Consider the following 14,211-nt stretch of genomic DNA (forward strand, 5'->3'; position numbering starts at 1 on the left):
CACCACGGGTCGGCGGGCTTCACTCGCGGCCGCTCGCGCGGCCATCGTCAAGGAGAAGAACGAACGAATGGCTAATTCGTCATGGAGGGGAGCGCTCGGTGCGGCGCTGTCGGCGGGGCTCATGGCCTCCCCGATGATCGCACTGCCGGCCTACGCGGTCGAGACACCCCCGGGCACGGCGTCCGTCGCGGGAGACGGCGTCATCATCAACGAGGCGTTCCTCACGGGCGGTTCCACGGGAACGCCCTTCGTCAACAAGTACGTGGAGCTCTACAACCCGACCGATGCTCCGGTGAACCTCGAGGGCTGGTCGCTGCAGTACCGCTCGCCCACCGGGACCACCAGCACGCCGACCGCGACCGCCCTCCGCGGGACCATTCCCGCCAAGGGCTACTTCCTGATCCAGGGCGGCAGCAACGGTACGGCCGGTGCCGGGCTGCCCACCCCTGACCTCGTGACCGGCCTCAACCCGGGTGCCGCGGGCGGCGTGATCGTCCTGGCGAACCGGTCCACCAGCGTCGGGGCACTTCCGGTCGGCAATGCCGCCGGCGTCCCCGGGGTGGTGGATCTCCTCGGCTACGGCACGGCGAACGCCTTCGAGGGCACCGCGGCCACCACACCGGGCGCGGGCAGCGCGAAGTCCACGAACCGCACCGCGTTCACCGACACCGACAACAACGGCACCGACTTCACGCTGCAGGACACCACGCCGATGAACGCGTCCGCCCACGGCAGCACGCCCACACCGACGCCCACGCCGACGCCGACGCCCACCAACCCTCCGGTGCCAGGCGTCGTCACCCCCATCCGTGACATCCAGGGCACCGGCTCCGCCACGCCGCTGGCCGGACAGACCGTCACCACGCGTGGCAAGGTCACGGCGGCGTACCCGACGGGCGGCTTCGCGGGCTTCTATCTGCAGGCCGCCGGCAGTTCGGCGGCCGGGGACCAGGCGGCGTCGGACGCCATCTTCGTCTTCTCCCCCGCGACCGTCGGTTCCGTCGCCGTGGGCGACCACGTGGAGGTCACCGGCACCGCCGGCGAGTTCTTCAACCTGACGCAGCTCACCGTCGCCGCAGGCGGCACGGTGAAGCTCACCGAGCCCGCCGAGGAACCGAAGGCCTCCGCCATCGCGCTCCCCGCCACCGACGCCGCACGTGAAGCGGTGGAGGGCATGCTCTTCCAGCCCTCCGGGGCCTTCACCGTGGCCGACAACTACGCGCTGAACCAGTACGGCGAGCTCACCCTCGCCGCCGGTACCGAGCGCCTCCGCCAGCCCACCGACGTCGCTCGCCCGGGCACGCCCGAGAACGCTGCGGTCATCGCCGACAACGCCGCCCGCAGCATCAGGCTCGACGACGGCGCATCGACCAACTTCTTCACCCAGGTCAACCGCGGCAAGGCGCTGCCGTACCTCACCCCGGCACAGCCGGTCCGCGTCGGCTACAGCGCGCAGTTCACCTCCCCGGTGGTCCTGGACTACCGCAACAGCGCCTGGAAGTTCCAGCCGCTCGCCGAGCTCGACGGCGCCGGCCCCGACGGCGTCCAGCCCGTGCAGTTCGCCGGCGAGCGCCCTGCCGCCCCGGAGGAGGTCGGCGGGAACGTCAAGATCGCCTCGTTCAACGTGCTGAACTACTTCGCGACGACCGGTGAGCAGCTCACGGGCTGCACCTACAACACCGACCGCGCCGGGAACCCCATCACGGTGAGAGGCGGATGCGACGCCCGCGGCGCCGCGAACCAGGAGAACCTCGAGCGCCAGGAGGCGAAGATCGTCTCGGCGATCAACGCACTCGACGCCGATGTCGTCACCCTCATGGAGATCGAGAACTCCGCGAAGTTCGGCAAGGATCGCGACTTCGCACTCAAGACCCTCACCGACGCGCTCAACGAGAAGGCGCCGGGCACCTGGGACTACGTCCGCTCCCCCGCGGCGCTGCCGGCCCTGGAGAACGAAGACGTCATCCGCACGGCCCTGATCTACAAGAAGGCCACCGCCGAGCCCGTGGGCGAGTCCGTCATCCTCGATGACAACGTGGTGTTCACCAACGCGCGCAAGCCCCTGGCGCAGGCCTTCAAGCCCGTCGGCGGGACCGGGAACGAGACCTTCCTCGCCATCGTCAACCACTTCAAGTCCAAGGGCTCCGGCCCGAGCTCGGGCACCAACGCCGACTCCGGTGACGGCCAGGGCGCCTGGAACGCCGCGCGCGTGGACCAGGCCCGGGCCCTCGTCGCGTTCGCCGAGTCCATGAAGACGGCGGCGAAGACGGACAAGGTCTTCCTGACCGGGGACTTCAACTCCTACACGCAGGAGGACCCCATGCAGGTCCTCTACGAGGCCGGGTACGTCAACCAGGGCGAGAAGGACGGCAGCTTCTCCTACGTCTTCTCGGGCCTCAGCGGCTCCCTCGACCACATCCTGGCGTCGCCGACAGCGGACGCCACGGTGTCCGGAGTGGACACGTGGAACATCAACTCCGTCGAGTCGGTCGCCCTCGAGTACAGCCGGTACAACAACAACGTCACCGACTACTACCGGGCGGATCCGTACCGCGCCAGCGACCACGATCCCGTGATCGTCGGCCTGGACCTCGCACCGGCCGACACCACAGCGGAACTCAACCTGCTGAACATCAACGACTTCCACGGCCGCATCGACTCAAACACGGTGCGCTTCGCCGGGACCGTCGAGAAGCTCCGTGCCGAGTTCGGCGATGACAAGACCGCCTTCCTCTCGGCCGGCGACAACATCGGCGCGTCCCTGTTCGCCTCGGCGCTCCAGGACGACAAGCCGACGATCGACGTCCTGAACACCCTGGAACTCCGCGCATCCGCCGTGGGCAACCACGAGTTCGACAAGGGCTTCGAGGACCTGACAGGCCGCGTCTCCGACGCGGCGGGCTTCCCCTACCTGGGCGCGAACGTGTACACCAAGGGCACCACCGAGCCCGCCCTCGACGAGTACTCGATCATCACGGTCGACGGCGTCGACGTCGCGGTGATCGGTGTCGTCACCGAGGAGACACCCGGCCTGGTGACTCCGAGCGGAGTGTCCGGCCTCGAGTTCGGGGATCCCGTCGAGGCCGTGAACCGTGTCGCCAAGGAGATCGAGGCACAGGACCTCGCCGACGTCATCGTCGCCGAGTACCACGAGGGCGCCGGGGACGGCGTCGTCGAGGGTGCCACGCTCGAGCAGGAAGTCGCGGCCGGCGGGGTGTTCGCCGAGATCGTCACGGAAACGACGCCCCTCGTGGATGCCATCTTCACCGGTCACACGCACAAGCAGTACGCGTGGGACGCCCCCGTCCCCGGTGCAGCAGGCGAGACCCGGCCGATCCTCCAGACCGGGTCCTACGGCGCATTCGTCGGCCAGATCACGCTGACCGTCGACACCGCGACCGGCGACGTCGAGTCCTACACGGCCCGCAACGTCGCACGCACCACCGAGACGGATGCAGCACTCGTGGGCACCTACCCGCGCGTCGCCGCCGTGAAGACCATCGTGGATGCAGCGCTGGCGCAGGCCGCCGTCATCGGCAACCAGCCGGTCGGCACGGTCACCAGCGACATCACGACGGCCTTCGCGGGTGCCGCCCGCGACGACCGCGCCAGCGAGTCCACCCTCGGCAACCTCGTCGCCGACTCGCTGCGGGCCAGCCTCGCGCCGGCCGAGCGTGGCGGTGCGCAGATCGGCGTCGTCAACCCGGGCGGGCTCCGCAACGAGCTCTACTACGCTCCGGATGGCGTCGTGACGTTCGCCGAGGCGAATGCGGTGCTGCCGTTCGTCAATGACCTCTGGACCACCACCCTGACCGGTGCGCAGTTCAGGGCGATGCTCGAGCAGCAGTGGCAGCCGGACGGCAGTTCGCGGTCCTTCCTGGCCCTCGGCCTGTCGGACAACGTGAGCGTCACCTACGATCCGGCCCTCGCGCGGGGTTCGAGGATCACCTCGGTCATGATCGACGGTGCACCCCTCGACCCGGCGAAGGACTACCGGATCGGCACGTTCAGCTTCCTGGCGCAGGGTGGCGACAACTTCACGGTCTTCCGTGAGGGCACCGACACCCGCGAGTCGGGTCTCGTGGACCGCGACGCGTGGATCGACTACATCAAGGCGAACAGCCCGCTGTCGCCGTCGTTCGACCGCCGCAGCGTCCAGGTACAGGGCGCCCCGACCACGGTGAAGGCCGGCACCGCCGTCTCCTTCACCGTGTCGAAGCTCGATCTCACGTCACTCGGCAGCCCGGCCAACACCACGCTCGCCGCGCGCTACGTGGCTGCGGACGGGACCAGCACCGAGCTGGGCAGCGTCCCGGTCGCGGACGGCAGCGCCACGGTGAACCTCACCGTTCCGGCGACGGCCGGCGGACAGGGGCGCATCGTCCTGACTGCTGCTCCGAGCTCGACGACGGTCACCCTGCCGGTCACGGTCGAGGCCGCCATCCCGACCGAACCGCCCGCTCCCGTGAAGCCGGGGAAGCCTGAGAAGCCCGGCAAGCCGATCAAGCCCGGAAAGCCGGCCTGCTCCAAGCCGACCGCGCCGGCCGAGGGCGCGAACAACGGAGCCTGGGTCAGCTACCGCGCGCACCTGGCGAACTACGACCGCTGCCTCGAAGGCTAGGTCGGTGACCGGTCGCACCGCGACCGGTCGGGCATGACGGAGGGATCCCCACCAGTTCGATACAGGTGGGGGTCCCTCCGTCGTTCGGCGCGTGGGTGGCGGGCCCGGTCGTCCGTCCGGCGGTCAACCCCTGGCGGCGGCCCGGCGGCAGTCGCCATCGATGCCTCAGGCGGCGGTCGAGGGCGCGTTCACCGTGGCCGCCGTGCGCCGCTCGGCAGGGGGCGGGACCGAGCCGGGCATCGGTCCCGACGCCCGGTCGAGGATCGCGCCGGCGATCGCATCGGCGTCGAGCAAGGTCCTGCTGCCGGCTTCGAGCGGCGCGCCGGCCTGGGCGGCGATGGCGGTACCCCACTGTACGGACGCCAGCTGGAGACCGATCACGAAGAGGGACGCCTGGTCCCGGCCGGCGCTGTCGACGGCCCGGTAGGGAGGCCGGGTGACGTCCAGCCCGCTGGAGGTGACGGGGGTGCCGTCCGCGCCCATGGATGTCGCCGGCCGGACCACGCCCTGGTGCAGCATCTGGCGCATCAGCGGGGAGAGGCTCGTGGACACCCGGTTCGCGGGCATCATCGCCTCGACGAGATAGCGTGCCGTGAACGAGTCCCCCCGGACCCACGGCGAGGCCGCCCGGAACAGTCCGGTCTCCGGGTCGAACCCGAACGCGGGGTTCGGCCCGACGAAGCGGACGACGCCCGCGCGGACGAGTGCCGCGAGCTGTTCGATGCGCTGAGGGGGCGGTCCGCTCGCGAGGCCCTCGACGAGCGGCTCGAACCATCCGCGCAGCTCCGCGTTCCAGGAGGAGTCCGAGATCCCTCCGTCTGCGACGGTCTGCTTGATCACCGTGCGCCCCGCATTCAGGGCCCCGATCGCCATCTTCAGGGGATCGTCCTCGCCCTTCGCCGACCCCGCGGCGTCCGCCTCCAGATAGGCGAGCACGGCTGCGGTGAAGGCCTCACCGTCCGCGAAGCGACGTCCGGCGAAGGGGTGGGCGAGTGCTTCGACGTCGACCCGCAGGTCTGCCGGCACGGCCCGCGCGACGGCGTCACCGGCCGCGGCTGCCCAGCCCGTGTCGTCCCCCGCGAGGGCGGCGTCGAGTTCGGAGAGGAACGCCGCCGGCTGCGTGCGGAGTGCCCGGGGCGCGGTGCGGCAGAGCGTCGAGTAGTAGGCCCACAGCACGTCGCGGTGCAGGAGGGGCCACAGGTCGTGGTCGAAGCCGGGCTGGACGCCGGACGCCCTGAACGAGAGGACGCGTTCGGCGGTGCAGAAGCGCAGGACGACGCTGCGCGGGAGGTACGAGTCGAGGGAGGCCTTGGCCCGGTAGGGGACGCCCCGTCGGGAGGCGGCCACGAGGCGGGGTTCCTTCCCGGAGGGCGTGTAGACGAGCCGCCCGCCGTCTCCCCGGGAGAACCGGCCGCCGCGACCCTCCGTCACCTGGATCATGGCGTCGAAGAAGTTGAGCCCGAGCCCCCGGACCAGGACGGTCTTCCCCGCCGGGAGCCGGTTCCAGGAGACGTCGGCCGGGACGGCAGGCGGCCAGTACTGCAGTCCGTGCCGTGCCGCGGCGTCCTGCAGCCGACCCTGTTCCGGGGTCAGGGTCGCGGCGATATGACCGAGTGCCAGGACGACGTCGTCGGCGACGAACTGCGACCCGTCGTCGAGGGTGATGCGCCATTCCCACCCGTCGGAGCGGGGCGTGCCGCGGTCGAGGCTCACGGCCTCGTTGCGGCGGTGGATCACGGTGACACCGGCCGGCGCTGCCCGCACCGCTTCCGCGAAGACCCAGGCGAGGTACCGGCCGTAGAGCGCCCTGCTCGGGAAGTCCCGTGCCGCGAGTCGGGCGCATTCCGCGAGGTCGTCGTCGTCGATCCCCGGGACGAGGCCCGCGCCCGCACGCTCGCGCCACGCGTCGAAGGACAGCCCCACGGGCGACGCGGAGATGCTCGCGGCCGGGGCGCCGACGGGCACCACCGTCGGATACAGGCAGGGCGTGTTCATCAGGAAGAGCCGCGACTGGTCCGTCCGCCAGACGTGCCCGGGTCCGGGTTCCTCCGGTTCGACGACGTGGACGACGAGCGCCGGAGCCGATGCTCCGAGGGCTCGGTGCCCGGCGATCAGCCGCTCGACCACGGAGGTGCCGCGGGGCCCCCCGCCGATGACCGCGACCTGCCGTGCGTCCTGATTCTCCACCGGTCCAGAGTATCCAACGCGGCGCCCGGGCCTGATCCACCGGTCGCTCCCCGCGTGCGCGGGGCTTCCGGCTCCCTGCATAGGATGGGCCCATGACGCTGCATACGGACGACCCCGCCATGACGGACGACCCCTTCCTCTGGCTGGAGGACATCTACGGTGAGCGGCAACTCGACTGGGTGCGGGCCGAGAACGCGCTGACGGAGGACGCCCTCGTCACGCCCGGGTTCGAGGGCCGCGAGCGCGGGATCCTCGAGGTGCTCGACTCCACGGAGCGCATCCCCATGGTGGGCAAGCACGGCGACTTCTACTACAACTTCTGGCGCGACGCCGGGCATCGGCAGGGCATCTGGCGCCGCACGACGTGGGAGAGCTATGCCTCCGACGCCCCGGCGTGGGAGCTCCTCCTCGACGTCGACGCCCTGAGCGCCACCGACGGCACGGAATGGGTCTGGGGCGGTGCGCTGTTCCTGCGCCCTGCGGAGGGTCAGCCCCACCAGCGGGTGCTCGTGGTGCTCTCCCCCGATGGCGGCGACGCCGCACGGTACCGGGAGTTCGACCTCGGCACGCTGGCCTTCGTGGACGGTGGGTTCGACATCCCCGCGGCCAAGAGCCGCATCACGTGGGCGGGGCCGGACACCCTGTACGTCGGCACCGACTTCGGGCCCGGCTCCATGACGTCGAGTTCCTACCCGCGCACCGTCCGCATCCTGCAGCGCGGTGGGAGCCTGGACGACGCCGAGGAGTACTTCGGGGTGGACCAGGACCACATGATGGCCCTCGTCCTGCACGACTCCACGCCCGGCTTCGAACGCGACATCGCCGTCGACACGCTCGACTTCTACACGCGCCGAACCTACCTCCGGCGGGACGGGGCCTGGCAGCTGATCGAGGTGCCCGAGGACGCGGGCATCTCCCTGCACCGCGAATGGCTGATCGTACGGCCCCGCACGGACTGGGCCGTCGCCGGCACCACGCACACCGCCGGTTCGCTGCTCGTCATCGGGTTCGAGGCCTTCCTCGCGGGCGCGCGCTCCTTCGCCACCGTGTTCGCCCCGGACGCCTCGACGTCCCTGCAGTCCTGGAGCTGGACCCGGGACCACCTGCTGTTGAACCTGCTCCGCGATGTGTCCTCCGAGATCCGGATCCTCGACCCCGCGCGGGACTGGGCAGCGGAGCTCCTCGACGCCTGCCCGCCGCTCCATTCCGTGGACGCCTACGCGGTCGACGACGAGGACGACGACGCCGGCAACGACTACTGGCTGATCGCCACCGGCTTCCTCACGCCGTCGACGCTCTACCGGGGGACGATCGGCGGTGACCACACCGCCGTCAAGTCGTCGCCGTCCTATTTCGACGAGCACCGCTTCGCGGTCGAGCAGCACTTCGCGGTCTCCAGCGACGGCACGCGCGTCCCGTACTTCCAGATCGCCGCGAAGGACCTCGTGCTCGACGGCGGCAACCCCACCCTGCTCTCCGGCTACGGCGGCTTCGAGCACTCCATGACACCCGCGTACAGCGGTGTGATCGGCCGCGGCTGGCTGGACCGCGTCACCGACGACGGCCGCCCGGGTGTCTACGTGCTGGCGAACATCCGCGGCGGCGGCGAGTACGGGCCGGAATGGCACCGCGCCGCCCTGCACGCCGACCGGCACCGCGCGTACGAGGACTTCGCGGCGATCGCCGAGGATCTGGTGCAGCGCGGCGTGACGACACCGGCGCTCCTGGGCTGCGCCGGCCGGAGCAACGGCGGCCTGCTCGTGGGAAACATGCTCACCACGTACCCGCACCTGTTCGGCGCCATCTCCTGCGGTGTCCCGCTGCTGGACATGCGCCGGTACACGAAGCTCTCCGCAGGGTATTCGTGGATCGCCGAGTACGGCGACCCGGACAAGCCTGAGGAATGGGAGTACGTCCGGACGTTCTCCCCGTACCACCTGCTGCGCGAGGACGTGGACTACCCCAGGGCCCTCATCTGGACGGCGACGAGCGACGACCGCGTGGGGCCGGTCCAGGCCCGCAAGATGGCCGCGAGGATGAAGGACCTGGGCGTCCGGGACGTCTGGTTCCACGAGGCGCTCGAGGGCGGGCATGCGGGCGCGGCGGACAACCGGCAGGCCGCGAGGATGCACGCGATGAGCTTCGAGTTCCTGTGGCGGGCCCTGACGGGCTCCCTCTGACGGCCGGCAGGACGTGACCGGAGTCCGAGCGGGCCACCCGGTGAACAGCCCGTCCGGGCCCCGTCGGCTGTTTTGCTCTTGCCGTCACCTTCTGGGTAACCTTGGGAAGCTAGAGATAGCCGATGGAGACGTGCCAGAGCGGCCGAATGGGCTTCACTGCTAATGAAGTGTGGGCCTAAAGCCTACCGGGGGTTCAAATCCCCCCGTCTCCGCGTTGAGGGGCCCGTGTTCACGGGCCCCTTTTTCGTGACCTTCCCGTGCGAGTGACGACGCCGGACCCTACGTCGCGGGTCGGGGACGCATCCCGTGGGTGGCCGGTCCTTCGCCTGATCGGGTCGCATCCCCGGCCAGGGACCCCGCCAGCAGCAGCGTCAGTGCCACGAGGTAGGCCACCAGGATGGGCGGCTCGTCGGGGTCAGAGGCCGTGGCACCCGGGATGCCGGCTCGGGCCTGAGCGGCGAGCTGAGCAAGATAGCCCACCTGCTGCAGCGTGCCGGAGGCCAGGAGCGTCCCGCCCAGGAGATAGCCCCAGGGTCGCTGTCGCCACAGGTGGACAGCCGCGACCAGGTAGGCCGGCACGATCAGCACGAGGTCTGCGGCGTAGGACAGGTGCAGGCCGGCAGCGGGCTGGACGACCAGGCCGTCCGGCGGGACTGTGCCCGTCAGGGCGAACCGGGAGGCGTGGTACGTCCAGATGCCGCCCAGGCCCAGGCCGAGCAGACCCAGGATGATCGCTGCTCCTCGGGCGGGAATGCGATGCCGGAACCGCCGGGCGAGCTCCTGATGGTCCACGCTGCCCACCGCGAGGACGAGGGCGTAGACGGCCATGGCCAGGACGGCGACGTGGAGCAGGAAGGTCGTGGTGAAGCCCAGCCCGAACACGTAGAGCGTGTAGGTGTACAGGGTGTAGGCCAGCGTCCCGGTCCAGAGGATCCAGCCCCGCAGCGATCCCCGGCCGGCCAGCCACAACGATCCCAGGAGCGCCGGCACGGCCACAGCGAGGTTGACCGCGTCCAGGCCCCGGTACATCGCCATTACTGACGGCGGCTCCTGGTACACGCCACGCACCGTCAGGCCCACCAGGCTGGACACCAGCATCAGAGCGCCGATGGCGACGGACAGCAGCCGAGGGACCCGCCCGGGAGAAGCCGGCCTGATGGTACCCGGCGGGTCCGTCAGGGCGGGCGCGCGGCCCTCGGCACCACCACGGGCACGGCCGGTGTCTCCGTGCGTGTTCGCCGGTCTGCTGACACGCGAAGCGACCCACCGGACGACATCTGTTGCCGTGGCGGCCGCCCTGCGGCACAGGGCGCTCACGCGTCGCACCGGCGATTCTCTCGGGATGGGAGGGAAGCTCATACGGATCACGCTCCAGATGCAGGTGACAGCACGGAGTCCAACCGCTCCGACGGGACAGACCTCAGCATCACCGGCCTCCGATCCTCCTGGCAGGGCCCAACGTCCCGATCCGCACCCGGCCGACGCCCCGGGTGCTACGCCCTGAGCCCCGCTCCGCCCAGCTCCGCCCAGCTCCGCCGACGATCCGATCCGGCACTGCACCCGGCTCTGCCGATGCCTCGGCACCGGGCTGGACACCCTGCCTGAGCGCTACGCCTTCAGCGCCAGCGCGAACGGCAGGACACCTGACGCCCCGGCAGCGCGCAGCGCCCGCCCGGCCTCCGTGATGGTCCAGCGGCTGTCCGCGAAGTCGTCGACCAGCAGCACCGGCCCCGGATTCGCCGCGAACCACGCGGCGCCCTCGTCCGGCACGGCGAAGTGGTCCCACACCGAGGCGAGGCGGAAGGCGCTGTTACCGCCGGGCTGCCCCTGCGGGAACCCGTGCGGCGTGGTCAGCTGCCCCAGGTAGGGGATGCGGCCCACGCCGGCGAGAGCCTGCGCCAGAGAGCCGACGAGCTGGGGGCGCCGCCTGGAAGGGACGCTGACCACGGCCACGGGCCGCTCCTCCCAGCCCCACTGCGCGAGGACGCGGACGACGGCGTCGACGACCGCAGGATCGAGCGGGGCGTCGGGGGTTGCGTCCGCCAGGAGTTCCCGGAGCCTGTTGCCCCAGCCGAGATCGGTGAGGCGGGCGAGTGCCCGGCCCGGCAGACTGGCCTCCCCCGGCTTCAGCTTCCCCTTCAGCGGCACACCCAGCTTGTCCATGCCGGAGGGCCACTGGCCGCGGGGCTCGAGTTCCACCCCCACCCTGCTGAGGGCCTGGTTGGCGGAGTCGGATGCCTCGTGGGCCACCTCGTCCGAGTACCAGGGGGTGGTGCAGTTGTCGCAGCGGCCACAGGGGGTGGCGGCAGGATCGTCGAGGGACCTGGACAGGAACTCCATGCGGCAGGCCGTGGTGTTCTCGTAGTCGAGCATGGCCTTCTGTTCCACGACGCGCGCCTCGCTGATCCGGCGGTACCGTTCGGCGTCGTAGTCCCAGGGTGCCCCGGTGCCCTCCCACCCGCCGGTGACCTTGCGGACCGCGCCGTCGACGTCAAGGACCTTGAGCAGCAGTTCGAGCGGCGAGCGCTTGAGGTTCACCCGTGTCTCGAGCGCGGGCGTGGACAGGACGACACCGGGCTGGAGGGCCTCGATCACCCGGAGGGCGGCATCCTGGGACGGCATCGAGGCGGTGGCGAAGTACTCCCAGATGTCGCGGTCCTCGGCGCCGGGCAGCAGCAGGACGTCGGCGTTCGGCGTCCCGCGCCCGGCGCGACCGACCTGCTGGTAGTACGCGACCGGGGACGAGGGCGCCCCGAGGTGCACCACGAAGCCGAGGTCGGGCTTGTCGAAGCCCATGCCGAGGGCGCTCGTGGCCACCAGGGCCTTCACCTCGTTGTTCTTGAGGGCGGCTTCCGCGGCCTCCCGGTCGGCCGGGTCCGTGCGCCCGGTGTAGGCGCGGACCGCGTGGCCGTTCTCCCGCAGCAGTCGGGCGGTGTCCTCCGCGGCGGAGACCGTGAGGGCGTAGATGATGCCGCTCCCCGGCAGGTCCGACAGGTGGGTGAGGAGCCAGGCGAGACGCGACCGTGGGCTCGGCAACCGCAGCACCCCGAGCCGGAGCGACTTCCTGGCGAGTTCGCCGCGCAGCGTGAAGACGTCGGTGCCGCCCGCGCCCAGCTGCTCCTCGACGTCCTCGACCACGCGCGAGTTGGCCGTCGCCGTCGTGGCCAGCACGGGCACACCTGCGGGCAGGCCCATGATCAGCTCGCGCAGACGGCGGTAGTCCGGCCGGAAGTCGTGGCCCCAGTCGGAGATGCAGTGCGCCTCGTCGATCACGAGCAGACCGGTGCGCCGCATGAGCTCCGGAAGGTACAGCTCACGGAAGGACGGGTTGTTGAGGCGCTCGGGTGAGACGAGGAGGACGTCCACCTCGTCGGCCTGCAGCTTCGCGGTGATGTCCTGCCACTCCGTCTGGTTGGCCGAATTGATGGCCTCCGCCCGGACGCCGGCCCGCGCCGCGGCGGCGACCTGGTCACGCATGAGCGCGAGGAGGGGGGAGACGATCAGGGTGGGGCCTGCGCCGCGCGCCCGCAGGAGCAGGCTCGCGACGAAGTACACGGCCGACTTGCCCCACCCGGTGCGCTGGACGACGAGTGCTCGTCGTCCGCCCTCCACGAGGGCCTCGATGGCCTCGAACTGTCCCTCGTGGAAGCGGGCGTCCGGCGACCCGACGAGGGTGCTCAGGATTCCGGTGGCTTGCTCGTTCAGCGTGGTGGTCGGCAACATCTCCCCAGTATCCCAGCCGCCTCCCCCACTCCCCGTGGGAGGACCGCTATGTGCACAGCGGTCGCTCCGACACCACCCGATACACTTCCAGACGTGACTACACTCCTCGATCTCTCTGCATCCTTCAAGGCCTACGACGTCCGCGGCATCGTCGGCGAGACCATCACGGTCGACTCGGTCCGGGCAGTCGGCGCGGCCTTCGTCGACTCGCTGGAGCTGGGCGGGGAGACGATTCTCGTGGGCGGGGACATGCGGCCGTCCTCGCCGGAGTTCTCGAAGGCGTTCTCGGAGGGTGCCACCCTCCGCGGGGCGAACGTGGTCCTCCTCGACCTCATCTCCACCGATGAGCTCTACTACGCCAGCGGCACCCTGAACGCTGCCGGCGTGACGTTCACGGCCAGCCACAACCCCGCCCAGTACAACGGCATGAAGATGACGCGTCCCGGCGCCGTGCCCGTGTCCTCGGAGACGGGCCTCAAGGACGTGCAGGAGCGCGCCGAGCGCTACCTGGCCGACGGCTCCATCCCCGCTGCTCCCGTGCGGGGCACCATCGGCGTGCGCGACATCCTCGAGCAGTACTCACGGTTCCTGCGCGCCCAGGTGGACCTCTCGTCGTCGCGCCCGATGAAGGTGGTGGTCGACGCCGGCAACGGGATGGCGGGTCTCACCACTCCCGCCGTCCTCGGGGACCGGCTCCTGCCCGCGCTGCCGTTCGAGATCGTCCCCCTCTACTTCGAGCTCGACGGCTCGTTCCCCAACCACCCCGCGAACCCGCTCGAGCCGGAGAACCTCCGCGACCTGCAGGCCGCCGTCGTCGAGCACGGCGCGGACATCGGGATCGCGTTCGACGGCGACGCCGACCGCTGCTTCATCATCGACGAACGGGGCGAACCTGTGTCGCCCAGTGCCATCACCGCAATGGTGGCGCGCCGTGAGATCGCCCGCGCGCAGGCCGCCGGCGAAGCCGAACCCGTGATCATCCACAACCTCATCACCTCCCGCGCGGTGCCGGAACTGATCCGACAGGACGGCGGCCGCCCGGTCCGTACGCGCGTGGGCCACTCCTTCATCAAGGCCGTCATGGCCGAGGAGGGCGCCGTGTTCGGCGGCGAGCACTCCGCCCACTACTACTTCCGGGACTTCTGGAACGCCGACACGGGGATGCTCGCTGCGATGCACGTCCTCGCGGCCCTCGGCGAGCAGGACGGGCCGCTCTCGGAGCTGGGCCGCGAGTACGAGCCCTACTTCTCCTCGGGGGAGGTCAACTCGAAGGTCGAGGACCTCACGGCGTCGATCGCCCGGGCGCGCACCGAGTTCGAGCAGGACGGCGTCGTCGTCGACGACCTCGACGGGCTGACCTTCACACCGGAGCACGGGAACTGGTGGTTCAACCTGCGCCCCTCGAACACGGAGCCCTACCTCCGGCTCAACGCCGAGGCCGTGGATCCGCAGACCCTGGAGGACCTCGTGCAGCGCGTGCTCGCGGTCATCCGCGACTGA

Annotated in this window: 6 protein-coding genes and 1 tRNA gene; 4 read left to right on the forward strand and 3 right to left on the reverse strand. The window is 70.8% G+C overall.

The window, feature by feature from the left end; genetic code table 11:
* Positions 1 to 67 precede the first annotated feature (67 nt).
* A complete protein-coding gene (locus ACX80P_RS13350) occupies positions 68 to 4,621 on the forward strand; it encodes an ExeM/NucH family extracellular endonuclease (RefSeq protein WP_459278597.1) in 4,554 nt (1,517 codons plus the stop codon).
* Positions 4,622 to 4,786: 165 nt separating this feature from the next.
* Here the strand turns inward: ACX80P_RS13350 and ACX80P_RS13355 are convergent, their stop codons facing one another.
* Positions 4,787 to 6,808, reverse strand: a complete 2,022-nt coding sequence (locus ACX80P_RS13355) for an FAD/NAD(P)-binding protein (protein ID WP_459278598.1) — start codon at positions 6,806 to 6,808, stop codon at positions 4,787 to 4,789.
* Positions 6,809 to 6,900: 92 nt separating this feature from the next.
* On the opposite strand from ACX80P_RS13355, the gene ACX80P_RS13360 reads away from it, so the two are divergent.
* Both ACX80P_RS13360 and ACX80P_RS13365 read left to right on the forward strand, forming a co-directional pair.
* Positions 6,901 to 8,988 (forward strand): prolyl oligopeptidase family serine peptidase, encoded by a 2,088-nt coding sequence (locus ACX80P_RS13360; protein ID WP_459278599.1) that lies wholly within the window; start codon positions 6,901 to 6,903, stop codon positions 8,986 to 8,988.
* Positions 8,989 to 9,112: 124 nt separating this feature from the next.
* Positions 9,113 to 9,200, forward strand: a tRNA-Ser gene (locus ACX80P_RS13365).
* A gap of 67 nt (positions 9,201 to 9,267) precedes the next feature.
* On the opposite strand, the gene ACX80P_RS13370 is transcribed toward ACX80P_RS13365, so the two are convergent.
* Positions 9,268 to 10,086: a hypothetical protein gene (locus tag ACX80P_RS13370; protein ID WP_459278600.1), complete on the reverse strand. Its 819-nt coding sequence runs from the start codon at positions 10,084 to 10,086 to the stop codon at positions 9,268 to 9,270.
* Between the two features lie 510 nt (positions 10,087 to 10,596).
* A complete protein-coding gene (locus ACX80P_RS13375) occupies positions 10,597 to 12,711 on the reverse strand; it encodes a RecQ family ATP-dependent DNA helicase (RefSeq protein ID WP_459278601.1) in 2,115 nt (704 codons plus the stop codon).
* 48 nt (positions 12,712 to 12,759) lie between these two features.
* Between ACX80P_RS13375 and ACX80P_RS13380 the strand changes: the two genes are divergently transcribed.
* Positions 12,760 to 14,211, forward strand: coding sequence for a phosphomannomutase/phosphoglucomutase (locus ACX80P_RS13380; protein ID WP_459278602.1), 1,452 nt, complete (start codon positions 12,760 to 12,762; stop codon positions 14,209 to 14,211).

Source organism: Arthrobacter arabinosi (assembly GCF_054511115.1).